15 protein-coding genes and 1 pseudogene are annotated in these 14707 nt (G+C 71.4%); 8 read left to right on the top strand and 8 right to left on the bottom strand.

The genetic code is table 11. From position 1 onward, the window contains the following. Positions 1–37 precede the first annotated feature (37 nt). Both ACTWQO_RS28590 and thpD read left to right on the top strand, forming a co-directional pair. On the top strand, positions 38–436 hold the full coding sequence (locus tag ACTWQO_RS28590) for an ectoine synthase (RefSeq protein WP_328367011.1): 399 nt from the start codon (positions 38–40) through the stop codon (positions 434–436). Positions 437–442: 6 nt separating this feature from the next. Next, complete coding sequence (gene thpD, locus ACTWQO_RS28585; protein WP_443240237.1) at positions 443–1330, top strand: ectoine hydroxylase; 888 nt, start codon at positions 443–445, stop codon at positions 1328–1330. An 18-nt stretch (positions 1331–1348) separates the two neighbouring features. On the opposite strand, the gene ACTWQO_RS28580 is transcribed toward thpD, so the two are convergent. From ACTWQO_RS28580 to ACTWQO_RS28555, 6 genes are all read right to left on the bottom strand, one after another. Then, positions 1349–2350, bottom strand: a complete 1002-nt coding sequence (locus tag ACTWQO_RS28580; protein WP_443240236.1) for a maleylpyruvate isomerase family mycothiol-dependent enzyme — start codon at positions 2348–2350, stop codon at positions 1349–1351. 48 nt (positions 2351–2398) lie between these two features. Then, complete coding sequence (locus ACTWQO_RS28575; protein WP_443240235.1) at positions 2399–3004, bottom strand: RNA polymerase sigma factor; 606 nt, start codon at positions 3002–3004, stop codon at positions 2399–2401. A gap of 56 nt (positions 3005–3060) precedes the next feature. Then, positions 3061–4110, bottom strand: coding sequence for an aminotransferase class V-fold PLP-dependent enzyme (locus tag ACTWQO_RS28570; protein ID WP_443240234.1), 1050 nt, complete (start codon positions 4108–4110; stop codon positions 3061–3063). A 107-nt stretch (positions 4111–4217) separates the two neighbouring features. Further along, entirely contained in the window at positions 4218–4937 is a 720-nt protein-coding gene (locus tag ACTWQO_RS28565; protein ID WP_443240233.1) for a DsbA family oxidoreductase, read from the bottom strand. Positions 4938–5012: 75 nt separating this feature from the next. Beyond that, the gene (locus tag ACTWQO_RS28560; RefSeq protein WP_443240232.1) at positions 5013–5504 is read right to left on the bottom strand and encodes a GNAT family N-acetyltransferase; all 492 of its coding nucleotides are present in this window, start codon (positions 5502–5504) and stop codon (positions 5013–5015) included. Continuing rightward, complete coding sequence (locus ACTWQO_RS28555) at positions 5501–6553, bottom strand: GlxA family transcriptional regulator (RefSeq protein WP_443240231.1); 1053 nt, start codon at positions 6551–6553, stop codon at positions 5501–5503. The genes ACTWQO_RS28560 and ACTWQO_RS28555 overlap by 4 nt, the downstream gene beginning before the upstream one ends. A gap of 71 nt (positions 6554–6624) precedes the next feature. Between ACTWQO_RS28555 and ACTWQO_RS28550 the strand changes: the two genes are divergently transcribed. Beyond that, positions 6625–8013, top strand: a complete 1389-nt coding sequence (locus ACTWQO_RS28550; protein ID WP_443240230.1) for an MFS transporter — start codon at positions 6625–6627, stop codon at positions 8011–8013. On the opposite strand, the gene ACTWQO_RS28545 is transcribed toward ACTWQO_RS28550, so the two are convergent. Both ACTWQO_RS28545 and ACTWQO_RS28540 read right to left on the bottom strand, forming a co-directional pair. Then, complete coding sequence (locus ACTWQO_RS28545) at positions 7973–8581, bottom strand: DUF1349 domain-containing protein (RefSeq protein ID WP_443240229.1); 609 nt, start codon at positions 8579–8581, stop codon at positions 7973–7975. The two genes, ACTWQO_RS28550 and ACTWQO_RS28545, sit on opposite strands and share 41 nt — an antisense overlap. Before the next feature lie 118 nt (positions 8582–8699). After that, a complete protein-coding gene (locus tag ACTWQO_RS28540) occupies positions 8700–10229 on the bottom strand; it encodes an aldehyde dehydrogenase (NADP(+)) (protein ID WP_443240228.1) in 1530 nt (509 codons plus the stop codon). Between the two features lie 133 nt (positions 10230–10362). Here ACTWQO_RS28540 and ACTWQO_RS28535 point away from each other — a divergent pair. From ACTWQO_RS28535 to ACTWQO_RS28515, 5 genes and pseudogenes are all read left to right on the top strand, one after another. Beyond that, positions 10363–11136 (top strand): annotated as a pseudogene (locus ACTWQO_RS28535) (IclR family transcriptional regulator). 4 nt (positions 11137–11140) lie between these two features. After that, positions 11141–11614 carry a GNAT family N-acetyltransferase gene (locus ACTWQO_RS28530; RefSeq protein ID WP_443240227.1) on the top strand — a complete coding sequence of 158 codons (474 nt, stop codon included), beginning with the start codon at positions 11141–11143 and terminating at the stop codon, positions 11612–11614. Between the two features lie 103 nt (positions 11615–11717). Further along, positions 11718–12722 (top strand): hypothetical protein, encoded by a 1005-nt coding sequence (locus ACTWQO_RS28525; RefSeq protein ID WP_443240226.1) that lies wholly within the window; start codon positions 11718–11720, stop codon positions 12720–12722. Beyond that, positions 12719–14023, top strand: a complete 1305-nt coding sequence (locus ACTWQO_RS28520; RefSeq protein ID WP_443240225.1) for a sensor histidine kinase — start codon at positions 12719–12721, stop codon at positions 14021–14023. Before ACTWQO_RS28525 ends, ACTWQO_RS28520 begins: the two co-directional genes overlap by 4 nt. Beyond that, positions 14020–14691 carry a response regulator gene (locus ACTWQO_RS28515; RefSeq protein WP_443240224.1) on the top strand — a complete coding sequence of 224 codons (672 nt, stop codon included), beginning with the start codon at positions 14020–14022 and terminating at the stop codon, positions 14689–14691. Before ACTWQO_RS28520 ends, ACTWQO_RS28515 begins: the two co-directional genes overlap by 4 nt. Positions 14692–14707: the final 16 nt, after the last annotated feature.

Here is a 14707-nt window from a genome sequence, read left to right as displayed (position 1 = left end):
CAACCGAGTCATCCGAGATAGGGAGCTGTTCAGCACCGTGATCGTCCGTTCGTTCAAGGACATCGAAGGCACCGACCGGCATGTGAAATCCGCGTCCGGCACCTGGGAGAGCAAGCGCATCGTCCTCGCCAAGGAGAAGGTCGGCTTCTCCCTGCACGAGACGATCCTGTACGCGGGTACGGAGACGTCGATGTGGTACGCCAACCACATCGAGGCCGTCGTGTGCGTGCAGGGCGAGGCCGAGCTGACCGACGACGAGACCGGGCGGAAATACACGATCACGCCCGGGACCATGTACCTCCTCGACGGCCACGAGCGGCACACGATGCGGATCAAGGAGGACTTCCGCTGCATCTGTGTCTTCAACCCGCCCGTGACCGGACGGGAGGACCATGACGAGAACGGCGTGTACCCGCTGCTGACCGAGGAGGGCTGACCACTCATGACCACGATCACGGACCTGTACCCCACCCGAGGCGCCGCCGAGGTGGCCGTACCCCGCCAGGACCCGGTCGTCTGGTCGGCTCCCGGCGCGCCGGGACCCTTCTCGGCGGCCGATCTCCAGGCGTTCGAGCGGGACGGCTTCTTCGCCCTCGAGCAGATCATCACCGAGGACGAAGTCACCGTCTACCGGCAGGAGTTGGAGCGGCTCGTCATCGACCCGGCGATCCGCGCCGACGAGCGGTCCATCGTCGAGCCCAAGTCGCAGGAGATCCGCTCGGTCTTCGAAGTGCACCGGATCAGTGAGGTGTTCGCCGCGCTGGTGCGGGACGAGCGGGTCGTCGGACGGGCCCGGCAGATCCTCGGCTCGGACGTGTACGTCCACCAGTCGCGGATCAACGTCAAGCCCGGCTTCGGGGCCAGCGGCTTCTACTGGCACTCCGACTTCGAGACCTGGCACGCCGAGGACGGTCTGCCGAACATGCGCACGGTGTCCGTCTCGATCGCGCTGACCGAGAACTACGACACCAACGGCGGCCTCATGATCATGCCGGGGTCGCACAAGACGTTCCTCGGGTGTGCGGGGGCCACACCGAAGGACAACTACAAGCAGTCCCTCCAGATGCAGGACGCGGGCACCCCGTCCGACGAGGCGCTGACCTCGCTGGCCGGCCAGTACGGCATCAAGCTGTTCACCGGCCGGGCGGGTTCGGCGACCTGGTTCGACTGCAACTGCATGCACGGGTCGGGCGACAACATCACGCCGTTCCCGCGCAGCAACGTGTTCATCGTGTTCAACAGCGTGGAGAACGCGGCGGTCGAGCCGTTCGCGGCGCCGATCCGGCGGCCGGAGTTCATCGGCGCGAGGGACTTCACTCCCGTGAAGTGATCCCCCGTGAAGTGATCCTCACAGCCACGACAGCGACGCGGCCCGCTCCAGTACGTTCCGTACGGCGGCCGCGTCGCCCGTTTCTCCCCTCGGCACCGCCTCCGGGGTGTACCGCCCGCCGACGAGCAGGCAGAAGTCGACGGGATCCAGCGTGAGTTCGGCCTGTACGGGGTCGGCATCGGAACCCAGTACCCATTCCTCGCCCCCGGTGACCGAGAACAGCACCGGGGGCGCGGTGGGTCCCAGGGACAGGCCGAGGACACGGACGGCGAGGCGGACCAGCTGCTTCAAGTGCTCCTGGGACGGCGGCGGGACGGCGAGGCCGAGGGCGCGGCCGATGTCGTCGGTGTGGATCCATGTCTCGAAGGCGCGCACCAGGAAGTGATCGGCGACGGGCAGCCGCATCCCCATCAACGTCATGGCGCGGGCGGCGAGTTCGGCGTCGCGAGCCTCGGGCGTGCCGAGCAGCGCGTCCGCCTGCGCGGCCCAGTCGGCCACGGTCTCCTGGGGCGTACGACCGTGCTCGTGGGCGATGACATCGGCGCTGCGGCGGTTCCAGGCGTCCTCCCAGGGCGTGCCCTCCTCGATCGGCGAGGGCGGCACGCGCGCCTCGACGCCCAGCCGGACTGCCAGGTGCTCGTCGGCGGCGAGGAGGTGGGCGACGGTGGCATGCGCGTCCCAGTCGTGTACGACCGGTGTGGCCCACCGGCCCTCCAGTTCGGGCAGCAGAGCCCTGAGCCCGGCGACGGTGGCGGCGTAGGGGGCGACGTGCCCGGCGACCGGGGAGGCAGCCGGGCGGGTACGCAGGGCGAGGGAGAGCGCACCGTCGGCCGGCTGCGCGGGAGCGTTCAGCGGGGGCCCGTCCAGGAGCCGTACCGTCTCCCGCAGCCGTGCCGCCTCCGCCGCGCAGCTCTCGCACTCGGCCAGGTGCGTCCGGACCGTCCGCTCGTCGGCCGGGTCGAGGACACCGAAGCCCCAGGCGACGAGCAGGTCACGTACCGCCTCATGATCGTCGGTCATCGCGCGCCTCCTCCCCGTGCCTGTTCGTTGCGAGTACCCCTCCCGCCATCATGCGCCCCTTTCGAGCGCCGGATCGGGTGGGTCGGCCAAAGTTTCCGCCAAGCTGCGCAGGGCGGTGCGCAGCCGGGTCTTGGCCGTGCCCTCCGGTATCCCCAGCTCCACCGCGGCCTGTCGGTAGGTGCGGCCGGCGAAGTAGGCGAGGTGGACGACCTCCCGTTGCGGCTGCGGTAGTTCGGCGAGCGCGGAGTGCAGCAGCAGGGAGCGCTCCCGGTCGACGACCGTCTCGTCGGGGCCGGGCCCGGTGTCGGGGATGGCGTGCAGCGCGGAGTCGTCGGCGCGGGCGTCCTTGCGGTGCCGGGCCTCGCTGCGCACCCAGTCCACGGCCCGCCGATGGGACAGCATGGACAGCCAGGTGCGCAGCGAGCCGCGGCGTGCGTCGAAGGCGTACGGCCTGCTCCACAGCTGGGCGAAGACCTCCTGCGCCACGTCCTCGGCGGCGGCCGGACTGCGGGTGACCCGCATGGCTACGCGCCGCACCAGGCCGCCGTACGCCGTGTACGCCTCGGCCAGCGCGGACTCGTCCCCGTAGACCAGCCGCCGGTGCAGCTCCGCGTCTGCGGGCAGCTCGACGGACGTTTTGCCCGTGGACTCCACGGCACCACCACCCCTGGTGCCCTTCCTAGCGTCCTCGGCGGGCCCGCGCCAGTGGTTCAGGAAGACAGTGCCTCCAGCAGCCGGTCGACGTCGGTCGTCGTGTTGTACAGATGGAAGGCCGCGCGCAGGTTGCCCGCGCGGTTGGAGACCTCGATTCCGGCGCTGCTCAGCTCGGGCTGGCGGTGGCCGAGGCCGGGGACGGAGACGATCGCCGAGCCGGGGGCGGGCACGGGTTCGTGGCCGAGGGTGGCGAGACCGGTGCGGAAGCGGTCGGCGAGGGCCAGGTCGTGGGCGCGCACGGCGTCCACGCCGATCTCCTCCAGCAGGGCGAGGGAGTGGCGGGCGCCGGCGTAGGCGAAGAGTGCCGGGCTCTCGTCGAACCGCCGTGCGGAGTGGGCGAGTTCCTCGACCGGGCCGTAGCAGCTGTCCCAGGGCTCCTCCCCCGCGACCCAGCCGGCGAAGACCGGAGGGAGAGAGCCGAGGTCCTCCGGGACGACCAGGAAGGCGACGCCGCGCGGGCAGACGAGCCACTTGAAGGCGACGGAGGAGACGTAGTCGTAGTCGTCCGCGTCGAGGTCCAGCCAGCCGGTGGCCTGGGACGCGTCGATGTAGGTGCGCGCCCCGTGCTCGTGCGCGGCGGCGCGGATCGCGGGCAGGTCGGCGATCCGGCCGTCGGCCGACTGCGCGGCACTCACCGCGACCAGCGCGGTGCCGGGCCGCACGGAGTCGGCGATCCGCTCCAGCGGCACCGTGCGCACCTTGAGGTCGCCGCGGATGTGGAACGGGGTCACCGTGGAGCTGAAGTCGGCCTCGGCGGTGAGGACTTCGGCGCCCTCGGGCAGGGAGGCGGCGATCAGGCCGGTGTAGACGGCGACCGAGGCACCCGCCGCCACCCGGCGGTCGGGCACCCGGGTCAGGCGCGCGAAGGAGGCGCGGGCGGCTTCGACATCGGCGAACATGTCGGTCGGCTGCCCGGCCGCCGATGCCTCCACGGCGGTGCGCATGGCGGCCACCGTCCGGGCCGGCATCAGCCCGGTGCTCGCGGTGTTGAGGTAGGTGCTCTTCGGGGCGAACTCGGAACGGACCAGGCTCTCGAAGGTCTCCATGGGTCCACTCTGGGCCCCGCTGAAGTCGTAGTCCATTGCGTATTTTTACGTGGTTCCGCGAAGGAACGCTTATACATCGCCCCTGAACTGCGGGTTCAGTGCCGATGTCAGTGCTGGGGCACCGCGCAGCCGTCGGGACCGCAGGCGTCCGCCTCGTCTCCCCCACCGACGAGCTTGAGCGACGGCCGCTCGCCCCACGCCTGGGTCAGGGCCTGGGCGAAGGCCTCGGGGGGCTGGGCGCCGGAGACGCCGTACTTGCGGTCGAGGACGAAGAAGGGCACGCCGTTCGCGCCCAGTTCGGCGGCCTCGCGCTCGTCGGCGCGGACGTCGTCGGCGTACGCCTCCGGGTCGGCGAGGATCTTGCGGACGTCGGCGGCGCGGAGTCCGGCCTCCACGGCCAGTTCCACCAGCCGTTCGTCGCCCTCGGAGAAGAGGGAGCGCTCCTCGGCGAAGTTGGCCCGGTAGAAGACCTGGATCAGCTCGTCCTGCCGGCCCTGTTCCTTGGCGAAGTGGAGCAGCCGGTGCAGGTCGAAGGTGTTGCCGTGGTCCCGGCCGCGGGTGCGGTAGTCGAGTCCCTCGGCGGCGGCCTGCGCACCGAGGTTGTCCTCACCGGCCTGCGCCTGGGCCTCGCTCATGCCGTACTTCTTGGTGAGCATCGTGATCACGGGCTGGGTGTCGCCCTTGGCCCGGCCGGGGTCCAGCTCGAAGGACCGGTGCACCACCTCGACCTCGTCCCGGTGCGGGAAGGCCGCGAGCGCCTTCTCGAAGCGGGCCTTGCCGACGTAGCACCAGGGGCAGGCGATGTCACTCCAGATCTCGACGCGCATGTCTCGGCTCTCTCCAGCTCGTGCGGGAACGGAGACTCCCTCCGCCGGAGTGTGTGAACGTTCAAGCGGCCGTTTTCATTCCCCGCCGATCATGAGGTGCAGCCGCAGATGACGGCTCCCGTCGAACGGCTCCGCGACCCAGCCGCGGCGGCCGTAGAAGGCCCTGGCCCGCTGGTTGTCGACATGCACGTCGAGTACGGCGGTGCGCTTGCGATCGACCCGCCACTGCTCGACACAGGCCGTGTGCAGGGCCGTGCCGATACCGGAGCCCCAGTGGTCGGGGTCGACATGGAACTGGAACAGCGTGACCGATTCCGCGGGGGCGCCCTCGGGGGTGCGGAAGGACGCGACGCCGACGACACGGCCGCGCTCGACGGCACACAGCACATGGGCGTCCGGCCGCTGGATCACGCCCCGCCAGGCGGCGATCCAGTCGGTGCCGTCGTCCGGGACACCGCCCGGGTAGTACGTCGCCCGGGCCCGCGCATGCAGCGCGGCGACGGTGTCCGCCTCGGCGGGCAGGACGGTACGGATCACTCGGTTTCCGGTCAGCGGCTCCCTGATCATGCCACCGAGGACGTGACCGGCCCCGCTCCGGTTCCGTGTTTTCTTGGACGCCTCCGGGGCGCTCCAGTCGGTGTCGAGAGCCCCTGCGGCTGGAGACGGCTGAACTGGGACCGGTAAGCGCTCGGGGTGAGGCCGGTGCGGCGGGTCACGTGGGCGCGGAGGGAGTCGGCGGTGCCCAGGCCGCAGGAGCGGGCCACCTGGTCCATGGGCAGGGTGGTGGTCTCCAGGAGTTCCTTCGCACGCTCGATGCGCTGATGCAGCAGCCACTGCAGGGGGCTGACCCCGCTCTCGGCGTGGAACCGGCGGGTCAGGGTGCGCACACTCACGCCCGCGTGCCGGGCCAGGTCGGTGAGGGTGAGCGGCTTGTCGAGGTTGCGCATGGCCCAGCCGCGGGTGTCGCCGCAGGCGTTGCCGCGCTCCGGCGGCAGCGGGGTCTGGGTGAACTGGGTCTGGCCACCCGGCCGGACGGGCGCGACGAGGGCCCGCCGGGCGACCTCGTTGGCGACGGCGGCGCCGTAGTCGGTGCGGATGATGTGCAGGCACAGGTCGATGCCGGCGGCGTAGCCGGAGGAGGTCAGATACGGCCCGTCCTGGACGTACAGCACGTCTCCGCGCAGGTCGACCTGCGGATACCGGCGGCGCAGTTCCTCGGCGTGCGCCCAGTACGTCGTGGCCCTGCGCCCGTGCAGCAGACCGGCCTCGGCGAGCTGGAAGGCGCCGGTGCACAGGGACGCGATCCGCTTGCCGTCGGCGGCGGCCTCGCGTACGGCGGTGACGATCCGCGACTCCGGCTCGAACGGTTCCCCGGTCCCCGCGACGAGCACCGTGTCCGCCTCCCGCACGGCGTCGAGTCCACGCCGTACATACAGGTCGAGCCCGCCGCTGGTGGGCACCGGACCCGGCTCCGCCGCACAGATGACCACCTCGTAGCCCGGCTGCCCGTCCACCTCCACCTTGCCGAACAGCATCTCCGGGATGGCGAGGTTGAACATCGACACGGGCGAGGGCGCGACGACGGCGATCCGGCGCGGGGTGCGCGACTGGGGCATGACCAGAACCTCCGGGTGCATGGCATTCCGGCCACTACTGTACGGCGGCCCGGATCCGCAGCATGGAGGGCATGTCAACGAACCGCTCTGTGAAGGACGACGAACTCGCCGTCTCCCCTGACGAGTTGGGACCCAAGAAGCCCTCCTCCGCCCTGACCCTCACCGCGGGCCTCCTCGGCTTCGCGCTGGTCTGCCTCGACGCGTCCATCGTGAACGTGGCCCTGCCCGCGATCGGTTCCTCTCTCGGCGGCGGAATGTCCGGCCTCCAGTGGGTGGTGGACGCCTACACGCTGGCCTTCGCCGCGCTGATGCTGTCCACCGGGGCGTTCTCGGACCGGGCGGGCGCGAGCCGGGCGTACGCGCTCGGGGCCGCCGTCTTCACGCTCGCCTCGGCGGCCTGTGGCCTGGCGCCGAATCTGGCCACCCTGATCGGCGCGCGGATGGTGCAGGGCGTGGCGGCGGCCGTGGTCCTGCCGGCCTCGCTCGCACTGGTGCGGCAGGCGTACGCCGATCCGGCGCGGCGGGCCCGCGCGGTGGCCGTGTGGGCCGCGGGCGGTTCGGTGGCGGTGGCGCTGGGTCCGGTGGCGGGCGGTGCGCTGACGACGGCCTGGGACTGGCGCGGGATCTTCTTCGTCAACCTGCCGGTCGGTGCGCTGATCCTCGTGCTGCTGGTGCGGGCCCCGCGCTCACAGCCCCGTCCGGCGCCGCTCGACCTGCCCGGCCAGGTGACGGCGGTGGTGGCGCTCACGGCACTGACGTTCGCGGTGATCGAGGGCGGCACGGCGGGATGGGCGGCGCTGGCGGTGGCGGTGGTCGCCGCTGTCGCGTTCTTCAGGATCGAGGCGCGCCGGCCCCACCCGGTCGTCCCCCTCGGCCTGTTCCGCAACCGGACCGTCGCGGTGACGGTCGCCACGGGAGCGGCGGTCAGCGTGGCCTTCTACAGCATGGTGTTCGTCTTCTCGCTCTTCTTCCAACAGGTTCAGGGCCGCTCGGCACTGGCCGCCGGACTGATGTTCCTGCCGATGACCGGGCTGATCGCGGTGACGAACGTACTGGCGGGCAAGCTCGCGAGCCGCCACGGCGCACGGCTGCCCATGGTGGTGGGACAGGCACTGGCCGTCGTAGGACTGCTCGTCCTGCTGTACGTCAACGCCGGCACGCCTCCTGTCCTGGTGGCCGTGCTCCTCGTCCCCATGGCACTGGGCTGCGCCCTGACGGTGCCGCCGCTGACCGCGGCGATGATGGACGCCGTGCCCGCCGAGCGGGCGGGACTTGCGGCCGGGTTGCTCAACTCGGCGCGGCAGATGGCCGGCGCCCTGGGCATCGCCGCCTTCGGGACGCTGATCTCCGACGGTTTCGTGGCCGGTATGCGGTTGAGCCTCGGGATCAGCGCGACCCTGCTGACGGTGACGCTCCTGCTCAGCTGCCGTCCCGCAGGTCCTTCGGCCAGTCCGTCCTGAACTCGATGTGGTCGTACGTCACCACGCACCCCTCCCCCATCGGCGACTGCGACATGAAGCCGACCAGGGCAGCGCCCGTCTCCTCCGCCCCGCCCAGCGTGAACAGCCGCACGAAGGTCCAGCGTTCACCGTCACGCGAGGCATGGAAGGCGAAGGAACGGCCGGTCCGGCTCACCCGGAGCCAGACCGAACTGCCCTCCACAGTGAAGGAGTTGGCATCATCGGAGTGCCCCCGGGTGACCACCGTGCACACGGTGGGCACATCCGGGGAGTACTCCAGACACAACTTCGCCCAGGCCCGCTCCCCGACATGGACGTACAACACCCCCGCGTCGAACGCCGCGGCGAACCCGACGGTGACACGGGCGATCAACTGAAAGTCCCCGACGGGCGCGCCCAACAGCCGCGGCGCATCGGACGCCGGATCCAGAGCCTCACCGGTAGGCGGCACAAACCGATCCTGCCGGGCCCCGGCCCACCCACTGAGGATGCCGTCCTCATAGGCCCAGTGCCCGTCGGGTCCGTAGGTACGGAGGGGGAAAGGCAGTTGGGGAAGTTCCACGTCCATCGCTCCAGTGTCTCAGGCTCAGTGGAGCTACCTCAGGGGCGCGGGGAACTGCGCGACAAGCCACAACGAACCCGCACCCCGCAGACAACCGCACCCCAACGGCGAACCCCGCAGAGCGCTACCGCTCCAAACGCCCGTTGAACCGTCGAGGCAACCCCAGCGGATTCTCATCCCGAAGCTCCGCAGGAAGCATCGCCTCAGGCGCCCCCTGATAAGCAACCGGCCGCAACCACCGCTCAATAGCCGTACCGCCCACCGAAGTAGAGGTCGACGTCGTAGCCGGGTAGGGCCCTCCATGATGCTGCGCGGGCGCCACCGCAACCCCCGTCGGCCACCCATTGACCAGCACACGGCCGGCCAGCGGCGTCAGCTCGGCAAGCAGCTCGGGCCCCCGCCCTTCTCCCGCCGCCTCCTCCGACGACACATGAACCGTCGCCGTCAGATTTCCCGGCAGCCGGGACAGCACGCCCTTCGCCTCCGCCTCGTCCTCATAGCGGGCCACCACGGTGACCGGCCCGAAGCACTCCTCCAGCAGCAGGTCGTACGCCCCCTCGCTGGTCAGCTTCTCGGCCGGCACCGTGAGGAACCCCGCGCTGACGGTGTGCTCACCGCCCGCTCCCGGCGTCACCGGCGAGTCCACGTCGGGCAGCTCGGTCCGCTCGGCGACCCCGGCGACGAAGTTGTCACGCATCCGGTGATCGAGCAGAACGCCCGCCTCCGTGTCGCTGACCGCCTCCGTCAGCGACTTGAGCAGCCGGTCGCCCGCAGCGCCCTGCGGTGCCAGCACGAGCCCGGGCTTCACACAGAACTGCCCGACGCCCAGCGTCATCGAACCGGCCAGCCCCGTGCCGATGGCCTCCGCACGCTCGGCGGCGGCGGCCTCGGTGATGAGCACGGGGTTCAGCGAACCCAGCTCGCCGTGGAAGGGGATCGGGACCGGCCGCGCGGCAGCCGCGTCGAAGAGGGCACGCCCGCCTCGTACCGAACCGGTGAACCCGGCCGCAGCGACCCGCGGGTGCTTGATCAGCTCGATGCCCGCCTCGAAGCCGTGGACGAGGCCCACGACGCCCGCGGGGATGCCGTGGTCCGCGGCGGCGGCCCGCAGTACGGCCGCGACCAGCTCGGACAGGCCCGGGTGGTCGGGGTGGGCCTTGACGACGACCGGGCAGCCCGCGCCCAGCGCGCTCGCGGTGTCGCCGCCGGCGACCGAGAAGGCGAAGGGGAAGTTGGAGGCCGAGTAGACGGCGACGACGCCGAGGGGCACCTTGTAGCGGCGCAGGTCCGGGATCGGCGGGGTCGCGGTGGCGTCGGGGTGGTTGATGACGACGTCGAGGAAGGCACCCTCGTCGACGATGTCGGCGAAGGCACGCAGCTGGTAGCAGGTGCGGGCGAGTTCCCCGGTCAGCCGGACCGGGCCGAGCGCGGTCTCGGCGTCGGCGGCCTCGACGAGCTGGTCCTTGGCCGCCTCGAGCCGGCCGGCGGCGGTGCGCAGGAAGGCCGAGCGGACCGTGCGGTCGGCCAGGGCGCCGCGCGCGTCGTGCGCGGCACGGACGGCGGCGTCCACCTCCTGGGCTGTGGCCTCCACCGCAACCTGTTCCCGCTGCTTCCCGGTTCGGGGGTCGACACTCCAGACTGGTGCTGCTGCCACCGCGGGTCCCTCCACACATGTAATGCCGCAGTACTGGGTCATTCACCAGGGTCGTTCGATATACTGAACGCTGTCTCTGGTGGTGAATATGCTGTTGGAGACTATTTCCCGTCGAACGAAGGGGTCAAGGGCGATGTCGGCTGGCGAGACGGGGGGCGGAGCGCAGGTCAAGTCCGCGGTAAGGACTGTTGAACTGCTCGAGTATTTCGCCGGACGCCCCGGAATGCACTCCCTCGCGGCGGTCCAGGAGGCCGTCGGATACCCCAAGTCCAGCCTCTACATGCTGCTGCGCACACTGGTCGAGCTGGGCTGGGTGGAGACGGACGCGACGGGCACGCGGTACGGGATCGGCGTACGGGCGCTGCTGGTCGGCACCTCGTACATCGACGGCGACGAGGTGGTCGCGGCGGCCCGCCCGACGCTGGACCGCCTGTCGGACGACACGACGGAAACCATCCACTTGGCCCGCCTGGACGGCACGAACGTCGTCTACCTGGCCACGCGCCAGTCCCAGCACTATCTGCGCCCCTTCACGAGAGTCGGCCGCCGCCTCCCCGCCCACTCCACCTCCCTCGGCAAGGCGCTGCTGAGCACCTACACGGACGAACAGGTCCGCAAGATGCTCCCGTAGACGCTGCCCGCTCTCACCGAGAACACGATCACGGACCGCGAGAAGCTCATCGAGGAGCTGCACCAGGTCCGGGAGCAGGGCTTCGCCGTCGACCGAGAGGAGAACACGCTGGGGCTGCGCTGCTTCGGCGTCGCGATCCCGTATCGCACCCCCGCCCGGGACGCGATCAGTTGCTCGGTACCGGTGGCGCGGCTGACCCCGGCCCATGAGCAGATGGTGAAGGACGCGCTGTTCGACGCGCGGGACCGGCTGACACTGGCCACCCGTAGGCTCTGACGCCATGGATGTGGAACTCCGCGAGATTCACGACAGCGACCTGCCCGTCTTCTACCGGCAGATGATGGACCCGGAGGCCGTGTGGATGGCGGCCTTCACCGCCAAGGACCCGGCCGACCGGGACGCCTTCGACGCCCACTGGAAGCGGATCCGGTCCTCGGCAGACGTCCTCAACCGCACGGTCCTGGTGGACGGTGACGTGGTGGGGCACGTGGCGGTGTACGGGCAGCCGGACGAGCGTGAGGTGACGTACTGGATCGACCGGGCGTACTGGGGGCGGGGTATCGCCACGGCGGCCCTTCGGATGCTGCTGACACAGGCCCCTGAACGCCCGGTGTACGCGCGGGCCGCGGCGGACAACGCCGGGTCGCTGCGCGTGCTGGAGAGGTGCGGCTTCCGGCCGACGGGCCGGGACAGGGGTTTCGCCAACGCGCGGGGCGAGGAGATCGACGAGGTCGTGCTGACGCTGGAGGGCTGAGGCCGGGGCCGAGGCTCGGGCCGGCGCTCCTCCCCCGTGCGGCGGAGGCGGATCGTCGTGGCGCAGGACGTGCCGGTCGGGCTCCGCACGGCAGCGTGGACGTATGACCACGTCACTCGTCGCCACCAAGCCCCGCCGGCTGCTCCGTGCCGTCGCCGTCGTCTCCTGCGTGCCGTATCTCGCTCTCAAGGTCGCCTGGGTCGCCGGGAGCCGGGTGGGGATCCCGGACGGCAGTTCGCTGCTGGAGCACCGGACGTCCATGGCCGTCGCCAACAGCATCTCCGTGGTGCTGGACAGCGCCGTCATCGTGCTGGCGCTGGTGCTGACCCGGCCGTGGGGGCTGCGGGTGCCCGCGTGGCTGCCGGCGTTTCCGGTGTGGGTCGCGACCGGGCTGCTCGCGCCGATCATGACCGGGTTTCCGTTGCAGCTCCTCGTGAGGGCGCTCGGCGGGAGCGTGTATACGGCCGCCGGCACCGGGCGGGAGCCCTTCCTCGACGAGTGGGTGTTCGGGGTCGTGTACACCGGGTTCATCGTACAAGGAGTGGCCCTCGGCGGGCTGTTCGTGCTGTACGCCCGCGACCGCTGGGGCCACCTGTGGCGCGGACGCGTGTGGGAGCTGCCCCGCAGTACGGTCGGTGCCGCCCAGCGCGTCACAGCGGGCGCCGCCGCCGTACTCGCCCTGCTGCCGCTCACTCTGCACCTGCTGTGGGCCTTCGGCAGTACGGCCGGGCTCAGCGCGGGGCGGGCCGGCGACCGGACCTCCGACTTCCACGTCCTGGAAGCCATGACGGCCCTCTACCTTGTCGCCGCCGTGGCCGGTGCCTGGCTGCTCGCCTTCCGCAGCGCCCCGGCGCTGCCCGTGAAGGCGCCGCTCGCCCTCGCCTGGGTCGGTTCGGGTGTTGCCGTCTGCTGGGGCGGCTGGCTGACGCTCGCGTCCCTGACGGGGGTGGACGACATCGCCGACCGTCCGACGCCGGTGATGCACCTCGCCTACGCTGGGCAGATGATCGTCGGCATCCTGGTGGCAAGCCTCGGCGCCCACTTCCTCGCGGAGCGGTCCACGGGCACGAGAGACGGCTCTTCCGCCGCGGCGAAGCAACCGGCGTGAGCGCGATCGCCCGGTTCCTGTTCGGCCGTCGGGCCCGCCGCCGCTGGATCCATCTGATCCTCGGCGGCGCGCTCGCGACGCCGTACGTCCTCGTCGGCTCGGTGGTCGTCGGCCCGGCGACCGGCTCCACGGACGTGTTCGGCTCCTTCACCCTCCAACTGGCCTCGTTCGCCCTGGGGTTGCCCCTCGCCGCCCTCACCTCCCTGTTCCCGCTGACCCGGCCGCTCGAGGTCGCCGCCGTGCGGTCGCTGTGCGGCGTGGACGAGGACCGGCTCGCCGACGGGCCCGCACGGAGCCGGTCCGCGAAGGGACGTACGGCGGCCTGGTTCACGCTGCACCTCGGGTTCGGCGGGATCATCGCCGGGATGTCGCTCGCGGTGCCGCCGTTCGCGGTCGTGCTGATCGTGCTGCCCGTCTTCGCCGGGCTGCGCGACCCCCGGCTCGGGCTGCCCGAAGCACTCGACCACACCTGGGCGTTGGCGCTCGCACCGGTCGCGGGAGCGGCGACGCTCGTCGCGCTCGCCGCCTGCGCGGCCGCGTCCGGGGCGCTGCTCGCCCGCTGGGCACCCGCCCTGCTCGGCCCCACCCCCGAGGACCGGCTCGCCGCCGCCGAGGCACGCGCCGCCGACCTGGCCGTACGCAACCGACTCGCCCGCGAACTGCACGACTCCGTCGGCCACGCCCTGAGCGCCGTCACCCTCCAGGCCGGCGCGGCCCGCCGCGTCCTCGACACCGACCCGGACTTCGTCCGCGAGGCCCTGGCCGCGATCGAGGACACCACCCGCCGCACGGTGACCGAACTGGACGCAGTCCTGGGTGTGTTGAGGAACGGCGACTCGACCGTCCCGGCTCCGACACTCGCCGCTGACCTGGACGACCTCCTACGCCGCACACGCGCGGCGGGCCTACGCATCAGGGACGTGATCGGCGTCGCCCCCGAGACCCTCCCGCCGGTCGTCTCCCGCGAGGCCTACCGCATCGTGCAGGAGGGACTGAGCAACTCCCTGAAGCACGCCGCCGACAAGCAAGTGACCCTGCACATCGAGGCCGCAGACGAGCACCTGGACATCACCCTGGAGAACCCACTGAGAGACCTAGGTGGAGCGCCCCAAAGGGGCGCGGGGAACTGCGCGACCAGCCACAACGAACCCGCAGACAAAGGACATCCGGAGCGCCCCCGCGGACACGGTCTGCACGGAATCACGGACCGAGCCCACCTACTCGGCGGCACCGCACACGCAGGACCCGTCGATGGGACCTGGCGCCTGCACGTACGCCTGCCAAGAAGGGGCCCCGCATGACCACCCCACCGATCCGTGTCGTCCTAGCCGACGACGAACGCATGGTCCGCACAGCCCTGCGCGCGATCCTCTCCGCCGAACCGGACATGGAGGTCATCGGCGAGGCGGCGACCGGCGCGGAGGCGGTGTCGGTCGTACGGAACCTCCTCCCCGACGTGGTCCTCATGGACGTCCGCATGCCGGAGGCCACCGGCATCAGGGCCACCGAACAGATCCTCGCGACCCTCGACGCACCGCCCCGCATCGTCGTCGTCACCACCTTCGAGAACGACTCCTATGTGTACGACGCCCTGCGCGCCGGAGCCGCCGGGTTCCTGCTCAAGCGGGCGGACGCCGACACGCTCGTGCAGGCGGTACGGCTGGTCGCGCGCAGCGACAGCCTGCTGTTCCCGTCCGCCGTACGGACCCTCGCGACCGAGCACGCGCGCGTGCACACCGCTGCGCCCGCCTGGGTGGCGAAGCTCACCGGACGGGAGAGCGAGGTGCTGCGGCTCATGGCGGCCGGGCTGACCAACGCGGAGATCGCGCGGCGCATGGAGGTCGGCCAGGCCACCGTGAAGACGCATGTGGCGGCGGTCCTGGCGAAGACCGGCACGCGGGACCGTACGCAGGCGGTGATCGCCGCGTACGAGGCGGGGTTCCTGAAGTCACCCCGGCCGGCTTCATGAACACCCGATGAGAAAA

This window comes from Streptomyces sp. 4N124, assembly GCF_052245395.1.
In the GTDB taxonomy this organism is placed as follows: Bacteria; Actinomycetota; Actinomycetes; order Streptomycetales; family Streptomycetaceae; genus Streptomyces.
This window is presented reverse-complemented; position numbering and strand designations above follow the sequence as displayed.